This window comes from Haloarchaeobius amylolyticus, assembly GCF_026616195.1.
Lineage (GTDB): Archaea > Halobacteriota > Halobacteria > Halobacteriales > Natrialbaceae > Haloarchaeobius > Haloarchaeobius amylolyticus.
In genome coordinates this window covers 41,475-57,629 of the sequence record NZ_JANHDH010000002.1, presented here as the reverse complement: position 1 = coordinate 57,629, position 16,155 = coordinate 41,475, and the positions used below count along the sequence as shown (strand labels likewise).

15 protein-coding genes are annotated in these 16,155 nt (G+C 68.7%); 6 read left to right on the top strand and 9 right to left on the bottom strand.

Annotated elements, in window-relative coordinates; translation table 11 throughout:
- Positions 1 to 129: 129 nt before the first annotated feature.
- Positions 130 to 1,011 carry a DUF8155 domain-containing protein gene (locus tag NOV86_RS12650; protein ID WP_267641817.1) on the bottom strand — a complete coding sequence of 294 codons (882 nt, stop codon included), beginning with the start codon at positions 1,009 to 1,011 and terminating at the stop codon, positions 130 to 132.
- 54 nt (positions 1,012 to 1,065) lie between these two features.
- On the opposite strand from NOV86_RS12650, the gene NOV86_RS12645 reads away from it, so the two are divergent.
- The gene (locus tag NOV86_RS12645) at positions 1,066 to 1,749 is read left to right on the top strand and encodes a lipoate--protein ligase family protein (RefSeq protein ID WP_267641815.1); all 684 of its coding nucleotides are present in this window, start codon (positions 1,066 to 1,068) and stop codon (positions 1,747 to 1,749) included.
- Between the two features lie 55 nt (positions 1,750 to 1,804).
- Positions 1,805 to 3,064, top strand: coding sequence for a dihydroorotase (locus NOV86_RS12640; RefSeq protein ID WP_267641813.1), 1,260 nt, complete (start codon positions 1,805 to 1,807; stop codon positions 3,062 to 3,064).
- A gap of 6 nt (positions 3,065 to 3,070) precedes the next feature.
- Here the strand turns inward: NOV86_RS12640 and NOV86_RS12635 are convergent, their stop codons facing one another.
- From NOV86_RS12635 to NOV86_RS12610, 6 genes are all read right to left on the bottom strand, one after another.
- Positions 3,071 to 3,268 (bottom strand): hypothetical protein, encoded by a 198-nt coding sequence (locus NOV86_RS12635; protein WP_267641812.1) that lies wholly within the window; start codon positions 3,266 to 3,268, stop codon positions 3,071 to 3,073.
- Positions 3,269 to 3,628: 360 nt separating this feature from the next.
- Entirely contained in the window at positions 3,629 to 3,970 is a 342-nt protein-coding gene (locus tag NOV86_RS12630) for a DUF7268 family protein (RefSeq protein WP_267641811.1), read from the bottom strand.
- On the bottom strand, positions 3,970 to 4,974 hold the full coding sequence (locus NOV86_RS12625; RefSeq protein ID WP_267641809.1) for an ABC transporter permease: 1,005 nt from the start codon (positions 4,972 to 4,974) through the stop codon (positions 3,970 to 3,972). Before NOV86_RS12625 ends, NOV86_RS12630 begins: the two co-directional genes overlap by 1 nt.
- Complete coding sequence (locus NOV86_RS12620; RefSeq protein WP_267641808.1) at positions 4,971 to 6,014, bottom strand: ABC transporter permease; 1,044 nt, start codon at positions 6,012 to 6,014, stop codon at positions 4,971 to 4,973. Before NOV86_RS12620 ends, NOV86_RS12625 begins: the two co-directional genes overlap by 4 nt.
- Before the next feature lie 35 nt (positions 6,015 to 6,049).
- Positions 6,050 to 7,726, bottom strand: coding sequence for an ABC transporter substrate-binding protein (locus tag NOV86_RS12615; protein WP_267641807.1), 1,677 nt, complete (start codon positions 7,724 to 7,726; stop codon positions 6,050 to 6,052).
- A 257-nt stretch (positions 7,727 to 7,983) separates the two neighbouring features.
- Entirely contained in the window at positions 7,984 to 10,455 is a 2,472-nt protein-coding gene (locus NOV86_RS12610) for an ABC transporter ATP-binding protein (protein ID WP_267641805.1), read from the bottom strand.
- Between the two features lie 104 nt (positions 10,456 to 10,559).
- On the opposite strand from NOV86_RS12610, the gene NOV86_RS12605 reads away from it, so the two are divergent.
- Genes NOV86_RS12605 through NOV86_RS12595 form a run of 3 tightly spaced genes read left to right on the top strand, consistent with a single transcriptional unit; the run spans position 10,560 to position 11,861 of the window.
- A complete protein-coding gene (locus NOV86_RS12605; RefSeq protein WP_267641804.1) occupies positions 10,560 to 11,048 on the top strand; it encodes a DUF7529 family protein in 489 nt (162 codons plus the stop codon).
- Between the two features lie 5 nt (positions 11,049 to 11,053).
- Positions 11,054 to 11,590 carry a DUF7529 family protein gene (locus NOV86_RS12600; RefSeq protein ID WP_267641803.1) on the top strand — a complete coding sequence of 179 codons (537 nt, stop codon included), beginning with the start codon at positions 11,054 to 11,056 and terminating at the stop codon, positions 11,588 to 11,590.
- Positions 11,591 to 11,594: 4 nt separating this feature from the next.
- Positions 11,595 to 11,861, top strand: coding sequence for a hypothetical protein (locus NOV86_RS12595; RefSeq protein WP_267641802.1), 267 nt, complete (start codon positions 11,595 to 11,597; stop codon positions 11,859 to 11,861).
- Position 11,862: 1 nt separating this feature from the next.
- On the opposite strand, the gene NOV86_RS12590 is transcribed toward NOV86_RS12595, so the two are convergent.
- The gene (locus NOV86_RS12590) at positions 11,863 to 12,627 is read right to left on the bottom strand and encodes a DUF5806 family protein (RefSeq protein WP_267641801.1); all 765 of its coding nucleotides are present in this window, start codon (positions 12,625 to 12,627) and stop codon (positions 11,863 to 11,865) included.
- A 425-nt stretch (positions 12,628 to 13,052) separates the two neighbouring features.
- Between NOV86_RS12590 and NOV86_RS12585 the strand changes: the two genes are divergently transcribed.
- On the top strand, positions 13,053 to 14,033 hold the full coding sequence (locus NOV86_RS12585) for an extracellular catalytic domain type 1 short-chain-length polyhydroxyalkanoate depolymerase (RefSeq protein ID WP_267641800.1): 981 nt from the start codon (positions 13,053 to 13,055) through the stop codon (positions 14,031 to 14,033).
- Here NOV86_RS12585 and NOV86_RS12580 read toward each other — a convergent pair.
- Positions 13,970 to 16,063, bottom strand: coding sequence for a beta-propeller domain-containing protein (locus NOV86_RS12580; protein WP_267641799.1), 2,094 nt, complete (start codon positions 16,061 to 16,063; stop codon positions 13,970 to 13,972). The two genes, NOV86_RS12585 and NOV86_RS12580, sit on opposite strands and share 64 nt — an antisense overlap.
- Between the last annotated feature and the right edge of the window lie 92 nt (positions 16,064 to 16,155).

The following is a 16,155-nucleotide window of genomic DNA, read 5'->3' as shown; positions in this document are numbered from 1 at the left end:
GAAGTGAAGGAAGTCGGCCGGGGAGGGTGTGGGTGCGTGGCTGTGCGGTCGTGGTCATAGACACCAGCACACGACGACCCGGCGGAACCGACAGCACTCGTGACGAGTCCCCGTCTCGAAACCGACTGTCTACCCCAGAATCACCGGCTCGTCCGTCCGCCCAATCGCCACCGAGATCGACTCTCCTACCGCGAACGAGTGCCCCGGACAGATGACCTTCGCGCCGAAGCCGTCGTCCTGCGCCAGAAAGAGCGAGAGGCCAGTGACCTGTTCGTCGTTCGCCAGTATCTCCACGTCGTGCCAGTCGACGGTCCGCCCGGTCGCCTCGCCGACCGGCGTCCCGAGCAGCGACACCTCGTGTTCGCCCCCCGACCCGCCCAACAACCCGCCCCCGTCGTAGTGGCGCAACCCGCCGTCGAGCACGCCCCCGGAGTCGGCCGCGATACCCGCGAACCCGTCGCCAGGGTGCGGGTGTGCAGGCGAATCGAGCAGGGCGTACGTCTCGCCGGTCTCCACCACGGTCCCCGTCCCGTCCCAGTCGAGTGGTTCCACCGGCACGTCGACCGCGAGGGGGAGCGACCCCGACGCCCGCAGGAGGTTCTGGTCCGGAGTTCGAAACCCGACGTGGAGGTGGTTGCCGACCCAGGGGGCAAAGAAGCCCGCCCGGACCATCGACCCGAGGGGGTCACCCACCGCGACGCGGTCGCCCGCCTCGACGCCGGGGTCGACGTGCATGATGCGCGCGAGGAGGTCGTCCCGGGTCGATGCGAGCCCCGGGGTGGCTGCCTGGTCGACCCGCACCACGACGAGGTGGTCGTGCTCCGGCGCGTAGGGCTTCGGCGGCGCCCGGACCGTGTGCGTCTCGACCACCTCGCCGGCGACCGGACTCGGCGCCCCGTCGTCGGGGTAGAGGTCCACCGCCCGACCCTCGTCGTGGGCCGGGTACGGCGAGTTGTACAGCGAGAAGCGCGGGTAGCGCGCCAGCAGGTCGCCAGAGAGCGTGACCGCCATCGCCGCCCTCTTCGGACCGGACCGGTTTAGGCACGTCGCCCCCAAGCGGCGGCCATGCGCGTGGTCAGAGGGAGAGCGGCGTCGGTGTCGGCCGACAGGGACGCGACGCGCCGGTTGCTCGACGAGGTCGACGAATCTGGCGAGGCCGTGGTCCGGGTGTGGGCCCCGCACCGACAGGTCGCCTTCGGCCGCCGGGACGCCCGCGAGGAGGGGTACCCGGCGGCTGCGGCGGCAGCCCAGGACCACGGCTTCGAGGCGGTCGAGCGCAGCGTCGGTGGCCGCGCCGTGGCCTACGACGGCGAGACGACGCTGGCGTTCGCCCGCATCACCCCCCACGAGGACATGCGCCGCGGGATGGACGAGCGCTACGAGTCGCTGACGAGCGACGTCGAGCAGGCCCTGTGCGACCTCGGCGTCGCGGCCGAACGCGGGGAGCCAGCCGACTCCTTCTGCCCCGGCCAGCACTCGCTGCAGTGCGACGGGAAACTGGTGGGTATCGCCCAGCGCGTGACCAAGGGCGCGGCCATCACCTCGGGCATCTGCCTCGTTGCGAACCACGACGAACTGGCGGCGGTGCTGGACGACGTGTACGAGGCACTCGGCGTTGCCTTCGACCCCGAATCGGTCGGAAGCGTCGCGAAGGCCGGCGGGCCAGCCGACCCCGAGGTAGTCCGCGAGGCGCTGGAGGCCGCGCTCGTGGGTGACGCCGAGATGGTCGTCGAACAGCTCCGGGCGTGACCACGGACCGTCTCCGAGAGACTTAGGACGCGGGCCGCTGGAGTGGACGTATAGTATGCGCATCGGCAACGCCACGCTGCCGGACGGGACGACCGCCGACGTGGAGGTCGAGGACGGGACGATAACCGCCGTGGGCGACCTCGGGGGCGAGTACGACGTGGACGCGACCGGGAAGTTGCTCTTCCCCGGCGCCATCGACGCCCACGTCCACTTCCGCCAGCCCGGGTACGGCCACAAGGAGACCTGGGAGACCGGCTCGCAGAGCGCGGCCGCCGGCGGCGTCACCACCGTCGTCGACCAGCCCAACACCAGCCCGCCGACCACCACCGGCGACGCCTTCGACCAGAAGGCCGCGTTCGCCGACCAGTCGATCGTCGACTGGGGCATCAACGGTGGCGTCACCGAGGACTGGGACCCCGAGTCGCTGTTCGCCCGCCCGCTGTTCGCCCTCGGCGAGGTGTTCCTCGCCGACTCGACCGGCGACATGGGCATCGAGGCCGACCTGTTCGCCGAGGCGGTCGAACTCGCCGGCCAGCACGACGTGACGGTGACGGTCCACGCCGAGGACGCCGACCTGTTCGACGAGTCCGCGACGGAGAGGGACGATGCAGATGCGTGGTCGGCCTACCGCGCCGCGGAAGCCGAGGCCGCCGCGGTCGAGCGCGCCTGCGAGGTCGGCGCCGAGTTCGAGACCGACATCCACATCGCCCACACCTCCACGCCGGAGGGTGTGGATGCTGCTGCGGCCGCGGGTGCGACCTGCGAGGTCACCCCGCACCACCTGTTCCTCTCGCGTGACGACCTGCCCGAACTGGGCACCTTCGGCCGGATGAACCCGCCCCTGCGGAGCGAGGAGCGCCGCGAGGCCGTCTTCGAGCGCGTCGCCGACGGTACGGTCGACATCGTCGCGACCGACCACGCCCCCCACACCCGGGAGGAGAAGGACGCCAGCATCTGGGACGCTCCGTCGGGTGTTCCGGGTGTCGAGACGATGGTCCCGCTCCTGCTGGAGGAGGCCCGCAAGGGCACCCTGAGCTACGAGCGCGTCCGCGACCTGGTCGCCGCCAACCCTGCCGCCATCTTCGACCTGCCCGAGAAGGGCCGTATTCAGGAGGGGATGGACGCCGACCTCGCGCTGTACGATACCGACGAGCCACGTGCAATCCGTGGCGAGGACCTCCACTCGAACTGCGGCTGGACCCCGTTCGAGGGGAAACAGGGGGTCTTCCCGGAGTGGACGATGCTCCGCGGCGAGGTCGTCTGGGACGCCGAAGACGGCTTCGGCGAGGCCGCAGGACAGAACGTCCGCGAGTAGACCCGGCTACAGCGACGGGGCGACCGTTCCGGCGACGGCGAACAGGCCACCGCCGACCCGGTAGCCGAGTCGCCCCCGGTCGGTCAACCGTGTCTCGCCGCCGACCAGGGAGTTCTCGATTCGAAAGAGGGCATCCGGGTAGCGCAGATGCAGGTACGCGAGCAGCCAGCACAGCGCGGCGAGGACGATACCGAGGAGCGCCATAGCGGGGGTCGGGGACCGGTGCTTGAGTACCTTGTGTGGACTATGCCAGGTGAGAACAGGGCGCGAAAGCGGGTGACACGACCGGCTGGCGTGCGCTGGCGAGTGTGCCGAGCGAAGCGAGGCCACGATGTCGGTCTCGCGCGAGGGACGACTGGAGTAGAACGAAGCGTAGCGAAGTGAAACGGAGGGAGTCGGCTGGGGAGGGTGTGGCTGCGGAGCGGTGCGGGGCGGTTGCTGTGGCGGTCTCTCACAGCCATCGGCGCGAGTCGCCTGCGAGTCCGCAGAACCACTGCACCTGATTCCGACGACAGACACGGCCGTGGATGCTCTCGGAACTCGCACGAGAATCGAACCAGTCAGCTACACCCCGTACACGACCACTTCGGCGACCGAACTCCCGAGCATCACGCCGAAGCCGAACCCACCGACCCGGACCATCGCCCGCCGGGACTTCGACTCGGTCCAGTCCGAGTTCTTGCCGAGCAGGCTGTCGCGTATCTCGACCGCGTCGCCCAGGATGATTGACCCCGACCAGCCGACGAGGCCGAAGCCGAACGCCAGCGTGCCGAGCGCGAAGACTGTCCCGGCGGCACCGCGCTGGGAGAGCCCGAGTGCGACCGCGAGCGGGACGCCGGCCGTGCCGACGACCAGGCCGGCCGCCAGCGAGACGGCGACCAGTCGGGCACGGCCGCGCCAGCCCATTAGTCGACGGCCTCGCGCATCCGCGGGTCCAGCGCGTCGCGCATCCCGTCACCGAGCAGGTTGAACCCGAGGACGGTCAGCGCGAGGAACAGGCCCGGGAAGAACGACATCCACCACAGGCCGGTCTGGAGGCCGTTGCTCACGCCGTTCGAGAGCATCAGCCCCCACGAGGGCATCCCCGGCGGCGCGCCGAAGCCGAGGAACGACAGCGCCGCCAGGTCGATGATGGCCAGCCCGAAGTTCAGCGTGGACTGGACCGTCACCGGGGCGAGCGTGTTCGGGACGACGTGGCGCACCAGCACCCGCGCGTCGCGGGCGCCGAGGGCCTCGGTCGCCTCGATGTACTCGTCCTCGAGCACCTTCAGCGCGGCCCCGCGGACGACACGGGCGAACCGCGGCGTGTACACCAGCGTCAGCGCGGCGACCGCCCGCCACATCCCCAGCGTGATGGTGTCGCCGAGGAACGGGAGCCCGGTGAGGAACGCGGGCGTCTGGATGCTGTCGGGGAAGACCGCGACCAGCGCCAGCGCCAGCAGCAGCGACGGGAACGCCAGCAGCACGTCCATCGACCGCATGATGACGTTGTCCGTGATGTCGCCGTAGTACGCCGCGAGGATGCCGAAGCCGACGCCGAGCGTGGTCGAGATGCCGACCGTCACGGTGCCGAACTTCAGCGCGAGCCACGCGCCGTAGAGCGTCCGCTTGTAGATGTCGCGGGCGGCCGCGTCGGTCCCGAACAGCTGCTCGGTGAGACCGGCCGGCCCCAGCCAGCCCGGCGGGGCGCGGTCGACGAACGACGTACCCAGGCGCGAGCTCTTGATGGCGGGCAGGTCGTACAGGACCCGCGCGTAGATGGCGACCAGCAGCATCGTGAAGATGATGCCCAGACCGACCAGTGCGAGGCGGTTCGACAGGAGCTTCGAGAGGAACGGCGAGTTCTGCAACCGCGCGAGCAGCCCCCGGTCCGTCTCGACCGTCTTGGAGTCCGATGTTTCCGTGCTCATTGTTGGATGCGTGGGTCGAGGTAGCTATACGTGATGTCGACGCCCAGGGTGACGAGCGTGAACAGCAACGCGAACGTCAGCACCGTCCCCTGCACGAGCGGGTAGTCGGTCGCCCCGATGGCGTTGACGAGCAACGTCCCGATGCCACCGATACCGAACACCGTCTCGGTCAGCACCGCGCCGCCCAGCAGCGTCCCGAACTGGATGCCGACGACCGTGATGACCGGGATGAGGGCGTTCCGGAACCCGTGCTTGAGGACGGTGATCTTCTCGCCCTGGCCCTTCGCGCGTGCGGTCCGCATGTAGTCCTGCCGGACGACCTCGAGCATGGACGAGCGCATCATCCGCGAGACGAGCGCCATCGAGTACACCCCGATGGTCACCGCGGGCAGGAACATGTGCTGGACCGCGGAGAACCAGGCGTCGAGGCGCCCGAGCAACAGCGTGTCGATGGTGACCATCCCCGTCAGTGGTAGCTCCATCCCGAGGAGCGTCCAGGTGTTGTCGAGGAAGATGGTGCTGCTGATGCGGCCGCTCGTCGGGAAGATCCCGAGGTAGATGGAGAAGAACAGGATCAGCAGCGGCCCGGACCAGTAGATGGGCACCGAGATGCCCGCGAGGGCACCGATGCGGGTCGCGTGGTCCGTCAGCGTGTCCTGTTTCACGGCCGAGAGCACGCCCAGCGGGATGCCGAGCAGCAGCCCGATTGCCTGCCCGTACAGCGCCAGCTCGATGGTGACCGGGAGCTTGTCCATCAGGACCTGCCGCACCGGCGTCCCCTTGGCGATCTGGTAGGACTGGCCGAACTTGAACTGGGCCGCGTCCGTGAGGAACCGGACGTACTGCACCATGAAGGGGTCGTTCAACCCGAGTTCCTGGCGAACCTGTGCGACCTGCTCGGCCGACGCTCGTTGCCCGAGGATGACCCTGGCCGGGTCCCCCGGCGCGAGGTGAAGGATGGCGAAAACCAGTGACGCCACGCCGAACAGGACCGGGACGAGCAGTATCAGTCGTTTGAGTACGAACCGCTTAGAGACCATTTGTGCGAGTGAACAACAGGGAAGATGGGGCCGCGTTACTTGAGCGTGACCGTCTCGAGGTACGGGCCACCGACGGAGCTGACCGTGTACGAGTCGGACTCGACCTGTTCGTTGACCGCGCGCAGCGTCTGTGCGTAGTCCACGAAGATCCACGGCGCCTCCTCGTGGGCCATCTTGTTCGCCTCCTTGTACAGGGACTTGCGCTTGGCCTCGTCGTAGGTCGACTGCGCCTCGCGGACGGTCTCCATGTACTCGGTGTTCGCCCAGCCGGCGGCGTTCAGCGTCGAGTAGCCCTCGGTGTCACGGCTGACCCAGTCCTGGCCGTCGGGGACGGCGTCCATCTCGACCTTCGGGTCGAGCAGGACGTACAGGAAGTTGTCCGGGTCGGCGTTGTCGGTGTACCAGCCGAGGAAACACGCGTCGTGCTTGCCGGCGTCCGTGTACTCGAGGTACGAGGAGAACGTCGAGAACTGGTTGATGTTCACCGTCAGGCCGATGTTCTCGAGGTCGGACTTGACCTGGTTGGCCGTCTGGATGGGGCTCGGGTTGTACCCGCGCGGATTCGAGAACGTCGCGAGTTCGAACTCGAGGTCGGCCTCGCCGGCCTCCTCCAGCATCGACTTCGCCTTCTCCTTGTCCGTCGAGTACGGACTGAGGTTCTCGTTGTGACCGAGCACGTCCGGCGGGAGCGGCTGGTCGGCCTGGCTGGCGAAGCCCTGGTAGATCTGGTCGACGATCGCCTTCGTGTTCACCGCGTGGCTGATGGCCTGGCGGACCTTCTTCTTGCGGAAGGCCTCCTTGCGGCCCATGTTGAACGCCATGTAGCCGACGTTGATGCCGTTCTTCGAGGCCAGCGACGCCGCGTCGGAGTTCTGGACCTGCTTCGAGGACTGGGAGTCGAGGTTGTCCGTGATGTGGGACTCGCCCTCGATGACGCTCGAGACGCGCGTGGAGTTCTGCTTGATGGTCGAGAACACGACGCCGTCGACGTTCGGGCCGTCGCCCCAGTAGTCGTCGTAGGCGCCGAGCTTGACGCGCTGGTTGGAGTTGTCGAGTTCCTCGAAGGTGAACGGCCCCGTACCCTTCGGGTCCTTCCCGAGTGCGACCTGGTCGCTCGGGTTCGCGCCGAGGGACTCGATCTGGGCCTTCGAGAGGATGGCCGCCGCGAACATCGCGAGGTTGCGCAGGAACGGCGCGTACTTCTGGGTGAGCGTGATCTTCAGCTCGTAGTCGTTGCTGGCGTCGATGCTCTTGACCCAGCTGCCGAAGGTGAACGGCCCGTAGCCCGAGCGGTTCTTGTCGCCGAGGTAGTAGTCGTACTCGGAGTCGGTGAAGCGCCGGATGGTCGCCTTCGCGTCGGCGGCCGTGAACTCCTCACCGTTGTGGAACGTCACGCCCTCCTGGAGTGTCAGCGTCGCGGTCGTCCCCTCGAGACTGTACTCCGTCGCGAGCCCGTCGCCGAGCTGTCCACCACTCCCCGGTTTGAACCGGATGAGCTGGTCGAAGATCTGGTTGGTGACCTTCGCGACCTCCCCGCTCGTCGTCTGCTGCGGGTCGTAGTTGGTCGGGTGGTCACCGCGGGCGTACACGAGTGTGCCGCCACCGCCACCCCCGGTGAGCGACCCGAGACACCCAGCCGTCGTGGTCGCTGCCACCGTGGCGGTCCCTGCTGCCTTCAGGAAACTGCGCCTGTCTACCGTATCACGTGCCATAGCCACGAGTGGCACCGTGCCCATTATAAACATACCGATACCGTGACACACAGAAACAAGGATATGAGTACGTGTTACAGGGTGAAATCGACAGATAGCAATACTTGCCAGAGAGGCCGTCTATCACCGATATATGCCAGCGATGGCAATCGGAGAAGCGGTGAACCCGGCCGGGAAACGTGGGCAGGGTCCCCGGAGGAAGCGGCCGCCGGTCACCGGGGTACGGCCGGTCCCTGTTCGAGTCGAGGGGGCATCGACTACCGGTACAGGTGGCACGCGGTCTGGTGCCGGTCGCCCTCGAGGTCGGGGTCCTCGCGTTCGCAGGGGGTCTCGAAGGCGTCCTGCAGGCGGGCCTGTGCCTGCGCCCACTCCTCCGCGACCACCAGTTCGCACACGTCCCGGACGATGCTGCCGACCTCGCCGCGCGGTGGCTCCTCGAACTCGCGGTCGATGAGGGCGTCGACCAGGTCGCTCGTCGACGCGCCGCCGTCGGTCGCGGTCTGCATCGGCGGTTCCTCGTCGTCGGCCGCGGCGCGGTCTCTCCCGGCCTCGTTCTGGACGGCCTCGAGGGGGATGTCGCGGTCCTCGACGCGCTGGCGGAAGTCCATCACGGCGCGGAACGTCTCCTGGTCGACCTCGAGGTCCTCGGGCGGGATGACCTGCGGGCAGCGCGTCCGGAACGAGCAGCCCGACGGCGGGTCGATGGGGCTCGGCACGTCGCCCTTGAGGATGATACGGTCGTCGGTATCCTCGAGCGGGTCGGGTCTCGGAATCGAGGAGAGCAACGCCTCGGTGTAGGGGTGCTCCGGCTCGTCGAACAGCTCCCAGGTCGGCGCGGTCTCGACCACCTGTCCGAGGTACATCACGGCGACGCGGTCGCAGATGTGCCGGACGACGGAGAGGTCGTGGGCGATGAAGAGGTAGGTGAGTCCGAACTCCTCCTGGAGGTCCTCCATGAGGTTGAGGATCTGGGCCTGCACGGAGACGTCCAGCGCCGACACCGGCTCGTCGGCGACGATGAAGTCCGGGTCGACGGCGAGCGCCCGGGCGATGCCGACGCGCTGGCGCTGGCCGCCAGACATCTCGTGGGGGTAGCGGTCGAACTGCGCCGGTTCGAGGCCGACCGCCTCCATCAGTTCGACGGCGCGGTCGCGGCGTGCCTCGCGCTGTGACTTCCCGCCCGTGTTCTCGGGCAGGCCGTGGATCTTCAGCGGCTCGATGATGGTCTGGCCGACCGTCATCCGGGGGTCCAGCGAGGACAGCGGGTCCTGGAAGATCATCTGCATGTCCTGTCGCTTCTCGCGCATGCCGCCACTGTTCAACTCGCCGAGGTCGTCACCCGCGAAGACGACGGTCCCGTCGGTCGGTTCGAGCAGTCGCAGGATGGTCCGGCCGGTCGTGGACTTCCCACAGCCGGACTCGCCGACCAGCCCCAGCGTCTCGCCCTCGTAGATGTCGAGGTCGACCCCGTCGACCGCCTTGACGGTCTGTGGCTCGTTCGAGAGCCACCGGTCGAGCAGGTCGTCGGCCCGCGAGAAGTACTTGTGCAGGTCGTCCACCTCGAGGAGTGGCTCCCCGGTGAACTCCTCGCGGCCCGCGGAGACGGAGTCGAGGTCGGCGCCGTACTCGCTCTCGTCGAACTCGTCGAGGACGCACTTCGCGCGGTGGTCGACGTCGCCCCCGCCGTGTTGTTTGAACGGTATCTCGCCGCTGGTGCACTCGTCGGTCGCCCACGGGCACCGGGGCGCGAAGTGGCAGCCGGCGGGCATGTCGATGAGGTCCGGGACGTTCCCCTCGATGGGGGTCAGCCGGTCCGAGTCCTCGGTCGGGATGGACTCCAGCAGCGCGTAGGTGTAGGGATGGGAGGGGTTGTGGAAGATCTCCTCGACGGGGCCCTCCTCGACGATCTCGCCCGCGTACATCACGGCGACGCGGTCGCAGGTCTCGGCGACGACGCCGAGGTCGTGCGTGATGAACAGCACGGACATCCCGAAGTCGTCCTGCAGGTCGTTGATGAGGTCGAGGATCTGGGCCTGGATGGTCACGTCCAACGCGGTCGTCGGCTCGTCCGCGATGAGCAACTTCGGGCGGCACGCGAGCGCGATGGCGATGAGGACGCGCTGGCGCATCCCGCCGGAGAACTCGTGTGGGTACTCGTCGACGCGGGACTCGGGTTCGGGGATGCCGACCGCGTCGAGGATGTTGATGGTGTCCACCATGACCCGGTCGTCCACGTCCCGGTCGGGGAACAGCTCGCGGATGGCGTTGAGCCACGTGTCCGGGCGCTTGCCGTCGTAGCGGTGCAGGCGCAGGCTCTCTGCGACCTGCTCGCCGACGGTGACGGCCGGGTTGAGCGAGGTCATCGGGTCCTGGAAGATCATCGAGATGTCTCCGCCCCGGATGTCGCGCATGGCCGACTCGGGGGCGGCGGTCAGGTCGACCACGTCCCCGGAGACGAACTCGTCGGCGCGCTTCGGGTACTTCTCGCTCAGCTCTCCCGCCAGCTCGGCGTCCCGGAACGTCACGGCCCCGTCGGCGACCTCGCCGGGGTCGTCGACGAGTTGCATCGCCGACAGTGCGGTGACGCTCTTGCCGGATCCGCTCTCGCCCACGAGCCCGACGGTCTCGCCCTCGCGGATGGTGAGGTCCACCCCGTCGACGGCCTTCACCGTGCCACGCTCCGTCTTGAACTGCGTGCGCAGGTCGGAGAGAGACAGTAGGTCGGTCATTGTCTCCACGTGGCAATACTGGCCGGAAATAGCTTTCCACATGTGAGCCGATAGCTCGGTTCACGAAGGGAACGCTTTTGTCCGTCCCTCTCCGGCCCGAAGGTATGGACGAAGCCGACGACCAGCAACACGTCGCGAACCGCGTGCTGCCGGTCTGGGAGCACGTCGTCGCGGACATGGAGGCGACCGCCGAGGAGTACCGAGAATCGGGCTGGGAAGCCCTCGAATGCCACCCCGGCGACATCGCGACCATCACGGAGGGCGAGGGCCACACCGGCCTCGACGTGGTGCTGCCGGACGACGAGTTCGACCGCGTCGAGTCGGCCTACGACGCCGACGGCGACTTCGACGAGGTCGAGGTGTTCCGCGCGGTCGAGGAGGGCATCGTCTTCGCCGTCGCCGCCCTCAAGAACGCGACCAGCCAGACGGCCATCCTCGTGCCGACCTACTACGACAGCGACACCTCGCGAGACTTCATCCAGATGGTGAAGGAAGAGGGCGAACTCCGCCTGCACCTGCGCCCGCTGGACCAGCGCCGCGTCCTCACGTTCACCCAGCACGACTCCGCACCGTTCCTGCCCGGGGGCGACTGAGCCACATGGCGACCGACCCCGACGAGGGCTCCACCGACGTCGCCGACGTGGTCGCGGCCCAGCGCGACGACCTGCTGGCCGACGCGACCGCCATCGCCGACGAGTACCGCGAGGCGGGCTGGACCGCCCACGCCCTGGAACCGACCGAGGTGCGGCCACTGACGGGCGACGATACGGCCGAGCAACACGTCGGCCTCGAGGTCGTCGTCCCGGCCGACCAGTTCGAGCCGGTCGACGCGGCCGTCACGGCCGAGAATGCCGGCTTCGACGCCAGCGAGGTGTACAGCCGCCGGGTCGAGTCGGTCGCGCTCGTCATCGTCGCGGTCGCCGACCCCGCGACCGAGACGGCCGTCGTGGTCCCGCTGCACTACGACGTCGCGGCCGCCGAGCCCATGCTCGACACCGCCCAAGAGCGCGGCGAGTTGCTCACCCACGTCCGGCCCGCGGACGCACCGGAGAACGACCCCGACGGCGGGCGCGTCGTCACCTTCGCCCACGACGACCCCAGCCTTTTCGTGCCCGGGATGGGGAGTCTCGACTGAACAGATGGACACCTCGAACCCCGAGTACGAGTTCCTCCTGACCCTCGCGTGGCGCACGTTCCTGCTCGCCGTCGCGGGGTTCGGGTTCTCCAGCGTCGTGCTCGGCAACCTCCCCATCGTGCCCGTCGTCTCGCCGGACCTGCCCGGCGCGCTCGCGAACGCCGGCCGGCTCGCGACGCTCGTCGTCGCGCTCGCCTACCTCTCGCTGCGCCTGGAGGCGTACCGGGCGGAGAAACTGCCCGCGGAGCCCGACGACGCGACCGGGGAGTGACCTACTCCTCCTGCTCGCGCAGTTCCGAACTCGCCTCTCTGACCTCGCGCATCACCGACGAGATGCGCTCTTCGGCCTCGAGTTCCTCCTCGACCGAGAGGTTCACGCCCTCGACCTCCAGCAGGAACTTCGCGACCTCGGTCGCCTCGTACATCACGTCGTCCAGCTCCTCGGCGGTGAAGAAGTCACACATCGCGCCGTAGAGGAACGTCGCGCCCGCGGTGCGGATCTTGTCCTCGAACGCCGAGCGCGCCTGGTTCACGGCCTGTGGCGTGTACGTGTCGGTCATGAACGGGACGAGTTCGGGCAGGTTCTCGCCGATCTTCGTCATCTCGACGCCCGTCTCTGTCCGGAAATCGGAGCACAGCCGGGCGATGGCCCACTCGCGGGCCGTGATGTAGGTCCGGTCGCGCAGGAACTCGTTGACGCGCTCGTACTGCGCCCCGTCCATCTTCTTGAAGCGGTCGTACGTCGCCACGTCCTCGGGCACGTCGAGGTTGTCGTCGTCCGGGACGCCGGGGGTGGGGTCGGCGTCGGGTTCGGTGGACTCGGGTTCGGTGGACTCGGGTTCTGTGGACTCGGGTTCGGCGGGTTCGGAGTCGGCGGGTTCGGGGCCGGTGGACGCGGCTCCGTCTGCCGCCGGTTCGGTCGACGCCGGGTCCGACGCCTCGGCGTCGTCGACAGCCTGTTCGGGCTCGTCTCGGGTCGGTGTCTCCGGCTCCTCGTCCGTCGCCGCGGGGCCGTCCTCGGGCGTCTGCTCCGTCATTGGCTGTGGGTCTGGGGGCGACCGGGAAAAAGCTTCGCTGGCTGTCGTGTGGTGGCTGTAAGTGGTGTGGTGTCGTGGTGGTCCCACCGGGACGGGTCGAGATGGCATCTGGGGCGACGAACAGGTGACTCGCGCCGATGGCGATGAGAGACAGCCGCCGCCCCGCACAGCACCGCACCACGCCCTCCCCAGCCGACTCCCGCCATTCCGCTGGCGCTCCATTCCGGTCGTCCCTCGCGCGCCTCCGCCGACCAGCCTCACATTGCGAGGCGACCAGGTCGCCTCGCGTTCGGCGGTCGGTCAGCACGCGCCACCCGGCAATCAGGATTCCATCGCCCGTGAGAACACCATCACGAATCACCATCACGGTTAACGTGTGAACCCGTGGCTATACCCGGTGAGACACTCGCGTGGCAAATATTGTCATGAGACGACGTGACATCCTGAAGTCGGCGGGCACAGCACTGGCAGCCACGGGCGCGGTCGCGGCCGGCTCGTCGCCATCTCTCGCGGCGGGTGGCACCTTCACCGACGAGTACTGGGACGGCTACCACTACACGAAGTACGTCCCCTCCGACGGGGCGGCCGGCAAGCCACTGGTCGTGATGCTCCACGGCTGCGGGCAGGAGCCGGCCGAGTTCGCCCGCGCGACCCGGATGAACGCGGTGGCAGAACGGGAGGGGTTCGTCGTGGTCTACCCCGACCAGTCGTCGTTCGCGAACAGTTTCGACTGCTGGAACTGGTACTACGACTACAACACCGAGCGCGGGTCGGGCGAGGGCGAGAGCATCACCAGCATCGCCCAGCACGAGCTATCGGTGGAGTCACTCGACGCCTCGCGGGTGTACGTCGCCGGCTTCTCCGCGGGTGCGGCGATGGTCCCGAACCTGCTCGTGGCCTACCCCGACGTGTACGCCGCAGGTGGAGTCCACTCCGGGCTGGAGTACGACGCCGCCGACACCGCGACGGGCGCGACCTACGCGATGACCTGGGGCGGCCCGGACCCGTACTCCCAGGGCGAGGCAGCCTACGACGCGATGCAGGCCAACGGCGTGGTCGGGGAGGTCCCGACCGTCGTCTTCCACGGGACCGCGGACATCACGGTCTACCCGGTCAACGGCGACCAGGCGACCCTGCAGGCCATCGAGACGAACGACCTCGCGAGCGACGGGGCCGACGACGAGAACGTGGACGCCACCCCGGAGTCGGACGTGTCGGGGACCACGGGGGGCTACGACTGGCGACGACGGCGCTTCGAGGACGGGTCGGGCGACGTCTCGGTCGAGTACTGGGAGGTCGAGGGGATGGGCCACGACTGGGCCGGCGGGGACGCGGGCGAGGCCTACACCGCGCCCGACGCGCCGGACGCCAGCGAGGCCATGTGGACGTTCTTCTCGCGCTGGTAGTCGCTCCCAGTCCTCGCGGCTTCGGTGGGCGTCTCCGGGGTCTCCTCGCGGTCGTCGTGTTCGTCCTCGGGACCGAGCGACACCTCGGTCACGGTCTCCCACGAGGTCTCGTCGACCACCACGAGTTCGGACTCGCTGAAGACGTACAGGTAGTCGTCGAGGTACACCGCCCGGGTCGCGGGCGCGTCGGTCCGGACGAACGTCTTGCGGTCGAGGTCCTCGCCGAAGACGTAGCCGCCGCGTTCGGTGGGTAGGAAGAACGCGTCGTGCTTCGGGTCGTGGAGGAACGCGTGGTGCGTTCTGGCCACGGCGGACCACCGGGCGTCGAGGACCTTCGACCTCGCGACGGTCGGGTTCTGCGGGTCGGACACGTCGAAGACGGTCGCCTTCACCTGCCCGTCCTCCTGCCCGATGCCGAGCATCCGGTCCTCGCCGAGGGGGTGGAGGTACCGGGAGAAGCCGGGCAGTTTCACCTCGCCCTTCACCTGCGGGTCCGACGCATCGGAGAGATCGACCACGTAGAAGGGGTCGATCTGCCGGAACGTGACGACGTAGGCCGTGTCGCCAACGAACCGGACCGAGTAGATGCGCTCGGTGACGCCCATGTCGTGGACCGAACCCTGGACCGAGAGTTCGGCGTCGAGCATGTAGAGGTCGTTCGTGGAGTTCGCACCCCACGGGTCGACCGTGGTGGCGATGCGGAGGTTCCCGTCGTGCTCGTCGAGTGCCCACTGGTTCAGCGGGCGACCAGGCACCTCACCGGTCTCGGCCACCGACAGCGAGTCGCCGTCACCGTCGATGGCGACCTTCACGATACCGGATCGCAGCATATCGCGCTTTCGCTCCTCGACGTACTGCTGGTAGCCCTGCTGGAACTCCTTCCGGAGGTCCGTGCGCTCGTCGGGGTCCTGGCGGGCGAGCCAGCTCTCGACGAGCGCCCGGAGTTCGATCTGCCGGGCGCGGGGCGAGAGGTCGTAGGAGGCGATCTCGTCGAGGCGGTTCTCGGCCTGCCGGTCGAGCAGGTCCGTCGATTCGAGGTAGCCACGGACGACCTCGCCCCGGCTGGCACGCTTCGTGTAGGTCAGGTACACCGCGTTCTCGGAGACGTAGGTCGCCGAGTGCGCGTGGGTGCCGAGGACGGTCACCGAGTCCAGCGTCTCGCCGGTGTCGGGCGAGAGGACCGCGGTGGTGTAGGTCACCGTCGCGTCGGTCTGGTCGGTCGGGTGGTACACGTCGGTACAGGCGATGCCCGGCCCGTCACCGAAGGGTTCGACCGGGCACGGGTGGTCGGGGCGCACACCCTTCTGGAGGACGAGGTAGAGCTTCCCGTCCATGAGCCGGACCGACCGGACGCTCGCGTTCAGGGTGCGCGACCAGGTCCGGTCGGGGGACTCGGGGTTCGACACGTCGTAGGCGTAGACGCCCTGCCGGTCGAAGACGACGAGGGTGTCACCCGCGAGCAGCAACTTCCCGGAGGCCTCGATGTTCTCGACCACCGCGGGCGCGGCGGGGTCGCTGGTGTCGAGGACCCGGGTCTGGCCGTGCTTGCCCCAGTACCCCCGGCCGTCGGCGTAGTAGACCGTCGAGCCGTCGGGCGCGGTCTTCACCCGGTCGGGCTCGTCGATGCCGGCTTCCTGCACGTTGGTCTCGGAGACGCGGGAGGCACCGCCACCACCGGCCTGACTGGCGCCCCCGTCCCCGCCCTCGGCAGCGCCGGCCTGCGCCCCGTCGGTGGTCGCCTCGACCGTCGGTTCGGCGGCCGCACCGCCGCTTCGGAGGTAGACGGCGCCGCCGCGGTTTCGCTCGTGGGCGGCCTGCACGTACGTCGCGAAGGCGGCTTCGGAGTCGAACTGTTCGACGCTGCCGTCACCGGCGACGGAGGCGGGGTCGTCCGTGCCCGGGTCGTCGGTGTCGTCCGGGGCGGGACCCAGCGTCCCGTCGAAGCCACCGGTGACGGCGACGAGACCGGCACCGACGGCCGACACCACGAGGAGGAGGGCCACTGCGACTGCGGGGATGGAGGTTCGCATATGCGATACCTCTGTCCGGGAGACAAAGGCAGTATCCCAGGCTTAAACGCCGCTTTCAGTTTGCCCGGTACGAACTGCCGGAGCGGGGTGGG